Below are 14,982 nucleotides of genomic sequence, written 5' to 3' on the forward strand. Positions count from 1 at the left end.
ACCTTCAAAATTTCAACTCAGCCGAACAACCACATTACGAACTTGCCTAAGCCAAGATCCATGCAGGTTACGAAAGCCATTAAGAACACAACGAATATGAACACAGCTATAGACCAAGCGAACAACTCTTTGCCGTGAGGAGCAACAACCTTGCGCGTTTCGTCGATAGTTTGCTTGACGAACATGCCAATGCGCATGAACAAGTTCGGCTTTACTGCTTTCTTAGTGCTGCGTGCCTGTGCCATGCCTTATTCCTTCGTGTAGAATTTGTGAACTAAAAACTGGCAGGGACGGCGGGACTCGAACCCACAACCTACGGTTTTGGAGACCGTTGCGCTACCAATTGCGCCACATCCCTATGGTGAACTTGCTTATCATACCCCAAAAGGTGCGACATAGCAAAACCGCCAGATAGCTATGTTATCTCATGGGCATGATTTCGCGACTAATAGCATTTAGCGAGTGTCGTATAAAGCTAAGCCTCAACCCACTAAAGTTGAGATACAACCTACTAAAACTAAGCCTCAACCCACTTTTTCATGCGACGCATACCTTCTGCAAGCTGATCGTCCGCGAGCGCGCAAGAAAATCGCAAATAACCTGGAGCGCCAAAAGCTTCGCCAGGAACGGCAGCAACATGCGCTTCATTAAGCAACATTTCCGCGAATCGCGAAGAAGTATGCGGAACTTCACGTTTTTCTCCAAGAGGACGCTCAAGAAGCGCCTCAACGTTAGCAAAAGCGTAAAAAGCGCCGTGAGGAAGCGGGCAGGTAACGCCGTCAATATTATTCAGCGCTTCCACAATTGCCTTGCGACGAGCGTCAAAAGACTCGCGCATTGTGGAAACCACGTCTAAAGATCCGCCAACTGCAGCAATTGCAGCTCGTTGCGAAATATTAGAAACGTTAGAAGTCATGTGACTTTGCAGCTTTACAGCAGCTTTTGCAACATCCTCAGGCGCAACCATCCAACCAACTCGCCATCCTGGCATTGCGTAAGTCTTTGCAACACCGTTTAAAATCAACAGCTGATTTCTAACTTCTGGAACCTCAACGCCAATGTAAGAAGTTGAAATTCCGTCGTAATGAAGATGCTCGTATATTTCGTCGGAAAGTACCCAAATATGGTGTTTTACCGCCCACTCGCCGATTGCGCGAATAGTTTGCGCGCTCCAAATAGCGCCCGTAGGATTCGACGGCGAAGTTACAATAATTGCGCGAGTGCGTGGAGTGCGTGCGGCTTCAAGCGCATCAATATCTGGCTCAAAACCACGGTCCGCGCCTGCCAAAACCGTCACAGGCACGCCGCCTGCAAGCTTTACAGCCTCCGGGTAGCTAGTCCAATATGGGGCTGGAATAATAACTTCGTCGCCATCATTTAGAAGGATTTGGCAAGCTTCGTAAACGGCTTGCTTTCCGCCGTTTGTTACTACGACTTGATTCGGTGAGACTTCGTAGCCAGAATCGCGATGCACTTTTTGTGCGATTGCTTCTCTAAGCTCCGGCAGACCGGCAGTAGCGGTGTATCGGTAGTTGCGAGGGTCTTTGCAGGCAGCAGCTGCGGCTTCAACAATGTAGGAAGGAGTAGGGAAATCTGGCTCGCCTGCGCCGAAACTTACTACGTCAACGCCGGAAGCTTTCATAGCTTTTGCTTTGCCGTCGACTGCAAGCGTTGCGCTTGGGGCGACTTTGTTAATGCGATTGCTTAATACGCGCCAATCTTCTTGTGCGGAAGTATCTACCATATTCTCTGCCATGGTTTCTAGTGTAACCGCAAGCCGCGAAACGGTAAATTTTCCGGAAATTTCCCCGTATTTGGAGCGTCAAAGAAACACAAACGCTCCAAATGCGAGATGGATTCCCCGCGTTTGGAGCGAAAACCACGCCACAACCCTCCAAACGCGAGAAACTTTCCCCACATTTGGAGCAATACGCCACGCCAAACACTCCAAACACGAGAAAAGTTGAGCGAATTTGGAGCTGCAGCTAATTACACAAGCACAAGATTGTCGCGATGCACCACCGGATGCGCATACTGCCTGCCAAGTGACTCCTCAAGCTCGTCGCTCGTGCGCCCCATAATCTCCGGAATCTCCTCAGCATCAAAAGCCACTAAACCTTTCGCCAAGTGATTTCCCTGCTCGTCATCAATCCACACCGGATCCGTTGCTGAAAACTCGCCGCAAACACGCACAATACCAGCAGCAAGAAGGCTCGCACGTCCGCCGCGCACAGCTTTAGCAGCACCAGAATCAACCACCAAAGTTCCGTGCGGATTAGACGCAAACCCAATCCAAAGTCGCCTAGAAGAATCGCGCGTATGAACCGGAGCAAACGCAGTTCCAACAGCATCTCCGGCAAGAGCAGGACCTGCGTTTCTAGCACAAGTAAGCACGGTTGGAATACCCGAAACTGCCGCCACATGCGCGGCTTCCAGCTTCGTCACCATACCCCCAGTACCTACACCCGAAACGCTTGCACCAACTTTTACTTCTTCTAAAGCACGCGTAACATCTGGCACAAAGCTCACTCGTTTTGCGCCAGGCTCGCTAGGCGGCGCAGTATAAAGCGAATCCACATCTGTAAGCAGCACAAGCGCTTCTGCACGCACAATATTCGCAACTAATGCTGCAAGTCTGTCGTTGTCACCGAATCGAATTTCGTTGCTAGAAAGCGCATCGTTTTCGTTTACGATTGGAATTACGCCAAGTTCCAGAAGACGCAGCATTGTGCGCTGAGCGTTACGGTAGCGAGACGGCGAAATAGTAACGTCCGCCGTTAGCAGCATCTGCCCTACTCTGAAACCAAATTGCGAAAATGCTGCTTCATATTGCGCCATAAGCAAGCCTTGACCAACTGAAGCCGTGGCCTGCTGAGTTGGCACATCTTTTGGACGCTCCGCAAAACCAAGTAGCCCAAAGCCTGCGGCAATTGCGCCAGAAGACACAAGAACAATTCGAGCACCTTGCATTTGCGCGTGACTAATTGCAGAAACAAGAGCGCGCAACTTTTGCACATCCAGCTGCCCAGACGTGTCCGTAAGCGAGCTTGAGCCTACTTTTACAACGATTGTGCGCGCCTCGCGGATTGAACGCCGAACCCCGTCTTCGGTAAGTTCAATTTCCGGATTGCTCATATGATTTACCCCTTGATTTCGTTAGTTTTCCTGCTCTTCGCCGCGCCCAAATAAGCTATTTTCGTCATGGCGATCGTCGTCCACAGAAGGATCTGCCCAGTGGCCCGACTTTCGCTCAGCCATCATCGCTTCTCGAACCGCAGATTTAGCGTCCATCATGCTGTGATAATCTCGTCTACGCTCTGCATTCGTGCGTCTTGCTCCGCGAGGATCGTTCGCTTCGAGTCGCAAATCCTTGCCACGCGCACCCAAATTAGCTCCGTCCAATCCTTCCGCACCGGCTGCAATGCTTGGATCCCAGTCGAAGCAAACCATGTGCTTGCCACTACCAATGCGAATTTCATCTCCCGGACGCGCGCCCTTCTTGCGCAACTCGTCTTCAACACCGAGCTTTGCCAAGCGATCCGCCAAGTATCCTACTGCTTCATCGTTGTCAAAATTCGTTTGTACAACCCAGCGCTCAGGCTTGCTTCCGGTTACAGTGAACCAAAAATCACCATTTCTGTCTTCTTCGCGCTTAATTTCAAAGTCCGAACTGTTTCCACGACCATCATCGCGACGCCTGCGCAAAGTCGAAGCCGGCTGCTCAAGAGGTTGAATAACAACGCGCTCTTCTTCGCGCGCTGCTTCCTCAGCAGCGAGCTTCTCACGCATCTTTTCAACAAGTCGACCAAGCGCAAAACCGAGTTCCTTCAAACCTTCGTGAGATGCTGTAGAAATCTCAAATACAGTCAATCCCATTTTCTCAAACTCGCCGCGCACAAAATCAGCCAATTCTTTAGCTTCAGGAACATCGACTTTGTTAAGAATAATAATGCGCGGACGCTCCGGAATTGGGATTGCGCCCAACGGAAGTTCAAGTTTGTTAGCGTATTGCGCAAGCTCATGTTCAAGAGCGTTATAGTCGCTAATTGGATCGCGATTTGGCTCTAAAGTAGCGCAATCAATTACGTGCGCAATAATTTCCGTACGCTCAATATGACGCAAAAACTCAAGACCTAAGCCTTTGCCTTCAGAAGCTCCCGGAATTAAACCTGGCACGTCCGCAATTGTGTAACGATAGTTTCCGAAACTTACTACGCCAAGATTTGGCACCAAAGTAGTAAAAGGATAATCCGCAATTTTTGGTTTAGCTGCGCTAATTGATGCAACTAAGCTTGATTTTCCTGCAGATGGGAAGCCGACTAAAGCTACGTCTGCAATAGATTTGAGTTCCAAAATTACGTCGCGTTCTTCGCCTGGCTCTCCCAAAAGAGCAAAACCTGGAGCACGTCGTACTTTATTTGCCAAAGCTGCGTTACCAAGACCACCGGCACCGCCTTGAGCTACAACGAATTTATCCCCAACATGACGCAAATCCGCCAAAACTTCGCCTGGACGCTTTTGAGAGCCTGCAGCACCGCGCGCTGTAAAAACAACAGTTCCAACAGGCACAGGAAGCACCAAATCCGCGCCTTTTGAACCGTCTTTAGTGTCACCCAAGCCCATCGTGCCATTCTCTGCTGTGCGATGAGGCATAAAACGGTAGTCGAGTAAGCTGTTTGCATTGCGGTCTGCTACAAAAATAACTGAACCGCCGTCACCACCATTGCCGCCATTAGGTCCAGCCAATGGCTTGTACTTTTCGCGACGGACTCCAGCGGAACCATTGCCGCCGTCGCCACCCTTCACGTGCACTGTTACGCGATCTACAAAATCACTCATACTGCTACCTTACTCGAAGCTAAACACTTAAATTCGCGGAAACAAATCAAGAACAAAAAAGCCGCACCGAATTGGGTGCGGCTCGAAGACTAATCTGTCACTCAGGCGGTAACAACGTCAACAACCTTGCGGTCGCGACGAATGCCGAACTTCACATTGCCGTCCGTCAAAGCGTACAGCGTGTGATCCTTGCCCAAAGCAACATTCTGACCGGCGTGGAACTTAGTGCCGCGCTGACGAACAATAATGTTGCCAGCCACAACAGCTTCACCGCCGAACTTCTTCACACCAAGATATTGCGCTTGCGAGTCGCGACCGTTGCGCGAGCTAGACGCACCCTTCTTATGTGCCATCTCACTGTCCTTTCAGGTTTATAACACCGTCAATCAGGCGATGGCCGTGATCTTGACGAGAGTCAACTTCTGGCGATGACCCTTGCGACGAGCCACACCAGTCTTGTTCTTAAACTTCATAATGCTAATCTTTGGACCCTTGGCTTCGTCATTCAAGACTTCTGCCTTCACCGTGATCTTAGCAAGATCCTTGGCGCTTAAGGTCACCTTAGCACCGTCAACAACGAGCGCGACCGGGAATTCCACGGTATCGCCCTTCTTCGCATCGAGACGGTTCACGAGAATGGCGTCGCCAACCTCGACCTTCTCTTGATGGCCACCGGCCTTCACAATCGCGTACATAATTCGTTCCTTAGCTCAATTGAAAGCTTACTTCTGTCTTGCGCACAGCAAAATGCGCGCGGCAAGACACCGACTATCAAAAATACACCCACCCATGTACTAACGTCAAGTGGTTAGTTTCATAAGGGCAATGCAGACAATAGTCAATATTGTACTCAAGGCATATACTTAATAGCTTATCCTTAAGATTATTAATACTCCGTAGGCTCTCTATATTCTGTATATTCCGTATATTCTTCAGTTTTTGCAGGTTCAGTAGATTCTGTAGATTCGGTAGATTCCACAGATTCCACAGATTCCACAGATTCCACAGATTCCACAGATTCCACAGATTCCACAGATTCCACACGTTCAGTAGATTCTGCAAGTTCGGTAGATTCCACAGGTCCGTTAGATTCTACAGATTCAATAGATTCCACAGGTTCAGTAACTTCCGCACTTTCTTCAGACTCCGCACTTTCCACATTCCCAGCATTTCCAGCAGATTCTATAGATTCACTAATTGCGGACGCTGCAGCAATACGCGCAAGCTTAGCACGCACTTCAGCGCTAGAACCCTGCTGCTTTTGCGGCTCTGGAGCAACCGTAGAAGTTCCATGACCATACTTGTTCGTTTTCACAAACGGATCGCCACCCTTAAGCGCATAAGGGTCGGCATATTCTGAAGAAACCGTCGGCTCATCGTGCAGAATAAATCCACGACCCTTGCACGTTGGGCATTCCTCCGAGAAGGCTTCAACCAAACCCTGTCCAACACGCTTACGCGTCATTTGCACAAGACCAAGCGAAGTAACTTCAGCAACCTGATGCTTAGTTCTATCGCGCGCCAAGCACTCAAGCAGTCTTCGCAACACCAAATCACGGTTGGCTGGCATAACCATGTCTACATAATCAATCATTACCATGCCGCCAATATCGCGCAAACGCAACTGTCGCGCAATTTCTTCGGAAGCTTCCAAATTACAGCGAGTAACCGTTTCTTCCAAAGACTTACCGCGTCCAATAAAACGACCAGTATTAACGTCAATAGTAGTCATAGCTTCAGTTCGATCAATAACAATCGAGCCACCCGACTGCAAGTAAACCTGACGCTCCATGCCCTTTCGAAGCTGGCTATCAATCTGCCACTTGTCGAAAATATCTTTACCCTCATGCTCAGCAGGATCCCAATACTCAACCTTGCTCAACAAATCAGGTGCCATCATTTCAAGATATTCATTAATGCGCTGATGCACGCCCTCGCCTTCAACAATAAGCTTCTGGAAGTCATCGTTGAAAATATCTCGAACAACACGAATAGCCACATCCGGCTCGCCTTGAAGCAGCTTAGGACGCTTGCCGTGCAAATACTCCTCGCGCTTCGCTTCAATACGATCCCACTGCTTAACAAGCGATTCAAGATCCTTTTGAATTGCCTCTTCGCTTGCACCCTCAGCAGCAGTACGAATAATAATGCCCATATCTTTTGGAGCAATCTTAGAAACAATAGCGCGCAAACGCGAGCGCTCACGATCTGAAAGCTTGCGACTTACGCCCGTCATTCCGCCAGAAGGAACAAGCACAAGGAAACGACCAGCAAGAGTTACTTGCGAAGTTAGTCGCGCACCCTTGTGACCAATTGGATCCTTAGTAACCTGCACAAGCACAGGATCTCCGGACTTAAAAGCAAGCTCAATTCTGCGAGGCTGACCTTCCAAACGCGTCATATCCCAGTTGACTTCGCCAGCATAAAGCACGCCATTTCGAGCCTGACCAATATCCACAAACGCAGCTTCCATGCTTGGAAGCACGTTTTGAATGCGACCAAGATAAATATTGCCAACGGTTGCAACTTCTTGAATATCGGAAACGTAGTGCTCCACAAGAATATTGTCTTCAATAACGGAAATTTGCGTGTGACGATCGCGCTCGCGAACCACCATCAAACGATCAACATTTTCGCGACGAGCAAGGAAATCCTGCTCCATAATTAAGTTTTGACGCGCGCGCTCACGGCGATTGTCACGGCGGCGCTGACGCTTTGCTTCAAGTCTAGTAGAGCCCTCAATATCCGTGATTTCGTCAATATACTGCTGCTTGCGAGAGCGCCTAGAAGATAAATCGTCGGCACTTAAGCGAGAAGAAGCAAAAGAATCATCCGAAGAAGACAATGACGACTGCGAAGACTGCGATTGCGACGAAGCTGCGGAATCATCCGAAGACTTAGAGCGGCGACGACGACGGCGACGCGTGTAAAGCGTTTCTTCTTCGTCTTGAGCGCGAAGTTCTTCTGGATCCGGTATTAAATCGCGATCTTCCTGAGATACTTCGTCAATATTTTCGCGCGAAGAACGACGACGGCGACGACGACGCGTTATCATTCCCTCATCGTCATCTTCATCAAGAATGCTGCTTGACGAGTCGCGAAGACGACGGCGACGACGCAAGCCAGTATCTTGATTGTCATCTTGACCATAATCTTGACTGTCATCATTATTGTCTTGATTATCATCTCGATTGTCACTGCGGTCGCTGCGGTCATCGCTATTGCTGCGATTCCTTCGATTGCGAAGATTTCCTCTGTTTCTGCGGTCGTTGCGATCACTGCGGTCGTTGCGATCACTGCTATCGCTGCCATCGTTGCGATCGTCGCTATCTAAAATATCGCTAACATCAAGAGTTTCATCGATTTGAGTATCAATAGGCGCATAAACAATATCGTCGTACGCAAGATCCTCTTCAATTTGCTCGACTTCGGCAGCAGCTCGACGCTCAACCGCATTCAGACGACGCGAGCGGCGAGAACGTTGGCTTTTTTGAGAAGATTCATTGCGATTACGATTATTGCGACGGTTTTGACGCTCATTCGCACTGTTTTCAGATTCGTCTTCAAAATCCGATTGAGAATCAGAACGTGCATCCTCACGAGAATTTGCGCGCGAATCATGACGCAAATCCGCGCGAGAAGACGAACGAGAAGACGAACGAGAATCTGCGCGAGAATCATCCCTGGAATCTTCGCGCAAACGCTCGCTTTCCTCACTATTAACATGAGCAGGCAAAACAGGCTCTTGGAACAGCAAAGAAGTAATAGGGCGAGATGACGTGTGGCTTTCAGTGTGACTGTCAGCATGACTGTCGACGTTGCTGTCAACATGGCTTTCTGCGCGACTTTTAACGTTATTAGCGCGACCAGCAGCGCGATTATCTCGACTATTAGTGCGACTATTATCTCGACTATTAGCGCTGGCATTAGTGCTGGCATTGTTGCGATTATTATCGCCGCTATCAACGCCGCTATCAACGCCGCTATTAAAAATCTTCGTGCTCGACTCTTCTACCTTTAATTCCATCGCTTCGCCGGCTGCACCAGCACCACGCGTCACGCGACGGCCTCGGCGACGACGCACAACTCCAGCAGCAGAAGTAGCAGAAGCGGCAGAAGTAGCAGCTACACCTGCAGAAGAAGCGCCAACAAACGACACATCTTTAGCATCTTTAACATTTTTAGCGTCTTTAGCGTCTTTAGCCGCAACCGGATTTTTAGACACAGTTATACTATTTTCAGCTTCAGATTCATTGAAGCGTTCTCTTATTATTCTGGGCACTATGCTCCTCACGAAACGCTGCAATCGCCTCGCATCCCTGGCTTTAAGATGAACACGCACGCACGCGAGCCACCCCAAGGCTCTCTACAAAGTCTAATTGCGCGACGGCGGACGCCAGCCTCGGAAAAACACTCACGAGGGGATCGACGCCATCAATCGCCCGGCGGCTTGCAGTGCCACCGCTCTCTAGTATGCCATATTGCCGAGTCAAATATCCAATTTACTGAATATTAAAATTTACAACGTTACTTTTAAGCCAAAAGCAGCAAAACCACGCGCGCGCTATTATCTGCACTAATACAAATTGTTGCGCACGCACAAAAGTTGCGTATCGCTCCTATAGTTGCAGCAGAGGTTTGTGCGAATATATTTGCGCGCTACTTACTATTTGAAATACTATTTGGGATACTATTTTGGATACCCTTTGGAGGCAGGAAATGGGCTTAATCAGCGCTATGCAAGGCTTTTGCGTAATTGGCATTGTGATTCTTGCCGGCTATATTACCGCGCGCCTTCGCATTGGCGGATCTCAGGCTCAAATGGTGCTAAATCGCGTAAGTTTCTTCGTTTCCAGCCCTTGCTTAATGTTCGCAATTCTTTCTAAAGAGCCTATTTTTGAGATTTTTCATTCTTCGATTTTTGTTGCGTTCTTTTCTGCAATGATTGTTGGACTTGCGTTCGTACTGCTTAACCGCATATTTTTCCACCTTCCTGCAGCCGACTGCACAATTGGCGCGCTCAACTCGCTTTATTTAAATTCAAATAATATCGGCTTGCCGGTTGCCACTTATATTTTGGGAAATCCTGCACTCGTAGCTCCGATTTTGGTTATGCAACAGGCTGTTTTTACTCCTGTTGGTTTGACGGTTTTAGACATTACAACTACTGGCAAATGCTCGCTTAAGCGTATTGCTCAGCAGCCTTTAAAGCAGCCGCTTTTAATCGGGTCTCTAGGCGGAATTGTGATTTCTGCAATTTCAGCTAAAGTCGGATATTTTCCTGTGCCGAATTTTTTATACGATCCTATTAAAATGATTGGCGATTCCGCGGTTCCTATGATTTTGATGGCTTTCGGCATGTCGCTTTACGGAAGTAGACCTTTGCAGAAGAATTCAAATCGCGCTGCGATTGCAACGGTTGCAGTGCTGAAGAATTTGATTATGCCAATTATTGCGTTTTTGCTGGCTTACTTTGTGATGGGTTTTCGCGGGGCGACTTTGTACGCGTGCGTTGTGTTAGCTGCGCTTCCAACAGGCCAAAACGTTTACAATTATGCTGCTAGATACAACGTTGGCTTAAGTTTCGCTCGCGACGGAATACTGTTTTCCACAGTTACCAGCCCAATCTGTATAGCAGTAATCGCCGCTATTTTGGGGTGATTTTGCGTTTGCTTTAGACGCTATATAAATTCCCGGCAAATGTGGTCATCCAAGGCAAAAACGACCACAAACCCCAGGAAAATACACGGCGTTTGTGGTCAAACGTAGCTAAAGCGAAAACAAACGCCAGGTAGATTCCCGGCAAATGTGGTCAAAAACAGCCGGAGCGAAAACAAAAGCCGGAAAATCTCCGGCAAATGTTTCACAAAACAACCAACCATAGACACGCGCGCAGTAACCCATCTGCACCAATGTCCGATAATCAACAACCAGAGACCATAACGCAGAACGTCAACTGCGGCAGTGTCCCAAAACAGGCGAAATGAGACACTCACGCAGTAAGCGTACTGCACGAAAGTCCCATAATGCCAATCTTCGGACATGCGCGCAGTAACTCATCTGCACGAGTGTCTCAAAACAAGCTAAATAAGACACTAACGCAGAAACCGTACTGCACCAGTGTCCGAAGAATAGCCAGCGCACTAAATCGCAGCGCTCAAGCAGGTCGTCGCGTAGCAAGCGAATCAAGGCGCGCTCGGAAAGACGGCCAATCAGTGCGCATTGCCGTAAGCAGCTTCAACTTAGGCACGTCGTCAATCGGCACCCACTTAATTTCCATACTCTCGTCGTCGTGCGCGCAAGGATTCACACTATGCCCCGGCTTTTCAAACGCAAAAACCGTTGTATAGCACCAGTTTCCGTGATCTTCACGGTAAGCTCCAACAACATCAATATCTTCCGAAGTAATATTCGCTTCTTCAAACGACTCGCGCAATGCGCCTTCAATTGCACTTTCGCCGTCGGAAATCGCTCCGCCCGGAATGCCCCAAGTACCGCCTTCCGCACTCCAAAGCGCGCGATGCTGCATAACAACGTGCGTCACGCGCCCGGTCGCCTCATCTCGCCTAGCAAGCAGCACTCCAGCAGCACCGTTATGACCCCAGTGCCTTCGCCCACAATTGCACTGCACCCAGCCATCCCCCGGCTGATGCACATTTTCTTTAGGAACTTCTGTGGAAGTCGGATCGTTCTTCGCACCAACTTCTTCCAAGGTATTCTTATTCCACAAATCTGGCCACGCGTATCCAAGCTCGGCAACCATATTGCGAAGAAGAGGCAAGCTGATTCCAAGAACTCCGTGCGGATCTCCCTGAATCCCCTCAATAAAAGCTCCGCCGAATCCTTCTAGCGTAAAGGATCCCGCAACTTCCAGCGGCTCGCCAGTTTCTACGTACGCGCGAATTTCAGCGTCGCTCATTTGCGAAAAAGTTACGCTTGCGTGGCTTGTTTTGCACAAGAATTTGCCAGTTTTTGCGTCGATTAAGCAGTGACCAGTCCACAATTGTCCTGTTTTGCCACTCATATTCTTTATTCGCTCAAAAGCAATTTCGGGCGTGTGCGGCTTTCCGTAGCATTCTCCATCGAGCAGGAACATGGAATCGCAGCCAACAATCAGTACACCGCTACAATCATTAGAAGATTTATTTGTATATGCAAAATCGTGAATATCGAAAGTTTTTGTAGGAACAGTTACGCCTGAAAAGTCGCGAGTTTGCGCGGTATCTACGTTATGCGTTACGTCTGCTTGAGAGTCTCTTGCTAAAGCGTTGCTAGAAGATTCACCAATTTCAGAAGATTCAGATCCCGCAGTTTCAGCTTCAGCTTCCAGCGGATACCCCACAACCAAATCGCCACTAGCCGAAGCAGCAGAATCTGCCACACGCTTCCATGACTCATATACAGCCTTAGCCTTCGCGCACGCCAAAATCGAAACGCGTTGCTCAGCGCTCAACTCTTCAACGTTTGTTCCGCGCTCACTAGCCGCATCGCGCAAAGCCGCCGGCTCATCCACTTCACTCTCGTGAATCACAGGGATCACGCCGGCCGCCGCCAAAACCGCTCTACGCGCAGGCGACTTTGAAGCCAAAATCAACGTAACTGCCATACTTTACTCTTCCTTTTTATACCTTCGCACAGCCTATTCGCGAGTTATTTCTACGCCCGTAGAGTTAACAGGCACGTGCAAAACGCGCCAGCCATCGCGCGAAAGCCACGGCTTTGCAATTGCGTCGATTTTTTGAGCAGCACTCTTTTTATACTCGGCATCTCCTGCATAAAATACAGCAACGCACGATCCTGCTCCCGAAATTGCTGCCGCAAAACCATGCTCGCGCAACGCTTCAACCAGCTTCCATGAATCTTTCATAAGATTTGCACGATACGGTTGATGAAGAACATCTTGAGTCGCCGCAAAAAGTAACGCATTTCGCGAAATATTAGATTTTACTGTGCCTAATTCACTTTCAGAATCGCTATTTAACTCACCAAATGCAACCGGAAGAATTGCAGCGCGCGATACGTTAAATATTGCGTCACCATACGGTACTTTTGCTGGAAGCGCGCGCCTAGCAAGCTCTGTAGAAAGCTCAAAATTAGGAACGAATACCGACACAGAAATATCTTGCGAAACTTTGTATCGTACAGTATGAAAACCGGTAGAAAGCGGAGCTTCGCAATCTCCAGCCACGCGCACAGAACCTTTGCCTTCCCCAGCATCAAGCTTCCAGCTCATCGTCAAACCACCAAAAACCGCAGGAGCTACGTTATCTGGATGGCCTTCAATTGAAGCCGCAATCTCAAAAATTGCTTCGCGATTAAGCTCGCCTTCGTGCGCAAAAGTCCAAGCAGCAGCAACAGCAGCCACAATCGCCTCTGCGGAAGACCCCATACCGCGCGCTTGCGGAATCTGATTATGCGCTTCTAAAGTAAACCGTAAGTTTGGTAACCCAAAAATTTTGCAAGCTTTGCGAAAAGTTGATACAACTAAGTGCGTTTCATCTTTTGGAAGCGTATCCTCGCCTTCGCCGTGAATAATTACGCGCACGTTTCCAGCATAATCAAGCGAATCAAGCGAATTTTTAGACTGATTATCATCCAGAGTAAAAACTAAAGAATCCGCATAATCAAGCGCAATTCCTGCTGTATCGAAGCCAGATCCAAGATTTGCGCTGGTTGCTGGAACTCTAACTGACACGCTGTTGCATACTGGTTTCATTTCGCACCTTTTTCGTTAGAGCGTTTACTTAATAATTCGCAAAGCAAGCGGCTTATCCAACACAAAATCTAAATCTTGCAAATCCTTACAAATAGATTGCACAGTAGCTTTAGAACATTCGCGCACAAGAACGCGCATACTCCCAGGCCCACCAAGACCGCACTGTGGGCAATCCGACTCCCCTTCAGCCTGCGCGTATTGCGCTTCACAAGCCGAAGCCAAACGCTCAACCTTAACGCCATAATCTGCAAAAACATCCATAACTTCGCTGCACAAAGCCAAAGAAGTGTCTTCCATGTTGCAACGAATCACAAAATCAGCACAAGTCTGCTCGCTAGAAGCCGGCACATACTTGTTATACATTGGCACACCAAAGCCGGAGCATCCGCGCACAATATTTCTAGCTGCGCTAACAACATCTCCCACAACAGCGCTGGCAGTTGGAGCTCCGCCGGCACCTCGTCCGTAGAACATTAAGTCGTCTGCAGCCTGCGCTTTTACAAACACAGCATTAAAGCTGCCATGAACCGATGCCAAAGGATGTTCCGCACCAACAAGCGCCGGATACACACTAACGCTCACTCCTTCATCTGCACTTGACTCGCTGTCACAGCCGTCACAGCCGTCACCGCCATCACCGTGCCTCTCAACTGCCGCAAGCAGCTTAATCACACGATTTTCTGCGCTCGCCGCCGCAATATCTTCAGCGGCAATCGCGCTAATTCCCTCAACGGAAACATCGTCAATACTTACCGGCATTTGGAATGCAAGAGTTGCAAGAATAGCAGCCTTATTTGCAGCGTCGAATCCTTCAACATCTCCGGTTGGATCCGCTTCTGCGTAGCCTTTTTCTTGAGCTGCGCGCAAAGCCGAGTCAAAATCAAGTCCGCGCACTGTCATTTCGTCAAGAATATAGTTTGTAGTGCCGTTTACTATGCCAAAAATTTGCGTAATTTCGTCGCCAATAAGAGACTCTCGAAGCGGACGAAGAATAGGAATCGCGCCTGCCACTGCCGCCTCAAAATACAAGTCAACTCCGTGACTTTCTGCACACTCGTATAATTCCGGACCAAACTTTGCAAGCAGCGCTTTATTAGCTGTTACAACAGATTTTCCGTGACTCAGCGCGCTTTTTACAAAAGTATGCGCCGGCTCAAGTCCGCCAATAAGCTCGACTATAATATCAATGTCTTCGCGAGTACATAAAGAGGCGGTGTCTGTAGTTAGCAAATCGCGCTTAATCCAAGGCGCATCAACTTCTTCCGGGCGTAAGCATGCAACTGCTGCAAGCTCAATTTCAGCCCCAGTTCGCTTCTTAAGCTCATTGAACTGTTCAACTATTAGTCGCGCTGTTTGAGACCCAACAGTTCCAGCCCCGAGTAGTCCTACGCGAATAGTTTTAGTAGACTGATTGCTTTGCATGACTT

At 48.8% G+C, this 14,982-nt stretch carries 11 protein-coding genes and 1 tRNA gene; 1 reads left to right on the forward strand and 11 read right to left on the reverse strand.

The genetic code is table 11. The annotated features are described in order from the left end of the window. Positions 1-17: 17 nt before the first annotated feature. The 8 genes from secE to ACLD6A_RS03465 all read right to left on the reverse strand — a co-directional run bounded on the left by secE (position 18) and on the right by ACLD6A_RS03465 (position 9,121). Positions 18-245 carry a preprotein translocase subunit SecE gene (gene secE / locus ACLD6A_RS03430; RefSeq protein ID WP_004128616.1) on the reverse strand — a complete coding sequence of 76 codons (228 nt, stop codon included), beginning with the start codon at positions 243-245 and terminating at the stop codon, positions 18-20. 37 nt (positions 246-282) lie between these two features. Further along, positions 283-358 (reverse strand) — tRNA-Trp (locus ACLD6A_RS03435). 159 nt (positions 359-517) lie between these two features. After that, a complete protein-coding gene (locus tag ACLD6A_RS03440) occupies positions 518-1,756 on the reverse strand; it encodes a pyridoxal phosphate-dependent aminotransferase (RefSeq protein ID WP_410313586.1) in 1,239 nt (412 codons plus the stop codon). A 233-nt stretch (positions 1,757-1,989) separates the two neighbouring features. Further along, complete coding sequence (gene proB, locus ACLD6A_RS03445) at positions 1,990-3,135, reverse strand: glutamate 5-kinase (protein ID WP_410313587.1); 1,146 nt, start codon at positions 3,133-3,135, stop codon at positions 1,990-1,992. Between the two features lie 21 nt (positions 3,136-3,156). After that, positions 3,157-4,839, reverse strand: a complete 1,683-nt coding sequence (obgE, locus tag ACLD6A_RS03450; protein WP_410313588.1) for a GTPase ObgE — start codon at positions 4,837-4,839, stop codon at positions 3,157-3,159. Between the two features lie 101 nt (positions 4,840-4,940). Beyond that, on the reverse strand, positions 4,941-5,192 hold the full coding sequence (rpmA, locus tag ACLD6A_RS03455; RefSeq protein WP_004133764.1) for a 50S ribosomal protein L27: 252 nt from the start codon (positions 5,190-5,192) through the stop codon (positions 4,941-4,943). Positions 5,193-5,225: 33 nt separating this feature from the next. Beyond that, complete coding sequence (gene rplU / locus ACLD6A_RS03460) at positions 5,226-5,534, reverse strand: 50S ribosomal protein L21 (protein ID WP_004129104.1); 309 nt, start codon at positions 5,532-5,534, stop codon at positions 5,226-5,228. Positions 5,535-5,725: 191 nt separating this feature from the next. Continuing rightward, positions 5,726-9,121, reverse strand: a complete 3,396-nt coding sequence (locus ACLD6A_RS03465; RefSeq protein ID WP_410313589.1) for an Rne/Rng family ribonuclease — start codon at positions 9,119-9,121, stop codon at positions 5,726-5,728. A 437-nt stretch (positions 9,122-9,558) separates the two neighbouring features. Here ACLD6A_RS03465 and ACLD6A_RS03470 point away from each other — a divergent pair, with 437 nt between their 5' ends. Further along, positions 9,559-10,500 (forward strand): AEC family transporter, encoded by a 942-nt coding sequence (locus ACLD6A_RS03470; protein WP_102694508.1) that lies wholly within the window; start codon positions 9,559-9,561, stop codon positions 10,498-10,500. 496 nt (positions 10,501-10,996) lie between these two features. Here ACLD6A_RS03470 and ACLD6A_RS03475 read toward each other — a convergent pair whose 3' ends face one another. The 3 genes from ACLD6A_RS03475 to ACLD6A_RS03485 are packed head-to-tail and all read right to left on the reverse strand — an operon-like array spanning position 10,997 to position 14,977. Beyond that, on the reverse strand, positions 10,997-12,445 hold the full coding sequence (locus ACLD6A_RS03475; RefSeq protein WP_410313590.1) for a Maf family nucleotide pyrophosphatase: 1,449 nt from the start codon (positions 12,443-12,445) through the stop codon (positions 10,997-10,999). A 33-nt stretch (positions 12,446-12,478) separates the two neighbouring features. Continuing rightward, on the reverse strand, positions 12,479-13,555 hold the full coding sequence (thrB, locus tag ACLD6A_RS03480) for a homoserine kinase (RefSeq protein ID WP_410313591.1): 1,077 nt from the start codon (positions 13,553-13,555) through the stop codon (positions 12,479-12,481). Between the two features lie 24 nt (positions 13,556-13,579). Then, complete coding sequence (locus ACLD6A_RS03485; protein ID WP_410313592.1) at positions 13,580-14,977, reverse strand: homoserine dehydrogenase; 1,398 nt, start codon at positions 14,975-14,977, stop codon at positions 13,580-13,582. Positions 14,978-14,982: the final 5 nt, after the last annotated feature.

The sequence above is a fragment of the Gardnerella sp. Marseille-Q9691 genome (genome assembly GCF_046507715.1).
Taxonomy (GTDB): domain Bacteria; phylum Actinomycetota; class Actinomycetes; order Actinomycetales; family Bifidobacteriaceae; genus Bifidobacterium; species Bifidobacterium greenwoodii.

Bases quoted from the DNA above. Each gene is read 5' to 3' on its own strand.
- secE (WP_004128616.1), bottom strand. From the start codon at position 245: ATGGCACAGGCACGCAGCACTAAGAAAGCAGTAAAGCCGAACTTGTTC.
- ACLD6A_RS03440 (WP_410313586.1), bottom strand. From the start codon at position 1,756: ATGGCAGAGAATATGGTAGATACTTCCGCACAAGAAGATTGGCGCGTA.
- proB (WP_410313587.1), bottom strand. From the start codon at position 3,135: ATGAGCAATCCGGAAATTGAACTTACCGAAGACGGGGTTCGGCGTTCA.
- obgE (WP_410313588.1), bottom strand. From the start codon at position 4,839: ATGAGTGATTTTGTAGATCGCGTAACAGTGCACGTGAAGGGTGGCGAC.
- rpmA (WP_004133764.1), bottom strand. From the start codon at position 5,192: ATGGCACATAAGAAGGGTGCGTCTAGCTCGCGCAACGGTCGCGACTCG.
- rplU (WP_004129104.1), bottom strand. From the start codon at position 5,534: ATGTACGCGATTGTGAAGGCCGGTGGCCATCAAGAGAAGGTCGAGGTT.
- ACLD6A_RS03470 (WP_102694508.1), top strand. From the start codon at position 9,559: ATGGGCTTAATCAGCGCTATGCAAGGCTTTTGCGTAATTGGCATTGTG.
- ACLD6A_RS03475 (WP_410313590.1), bottom strand. From the start codon at position 12,445: ATGGCAGTTACGTTGATTTTGGCTTCAAAGTCGCCTGCGCGTAGAGCG.
- thrB (WP_410313591.1), bottom strand. From the start codon at position 13,555: ATGAAACCAGTATGCAACAGCGTGTCAGTTAGAGTTCCAGCAACCAGC.
- ACLD6A_RS03485 (WP_410313592.1), bottom strand. From the start codon at position 14,977: ATGCAAAGCAATCAGTCTACTAAAACTATTCGCGTAGGACTACTCGGG.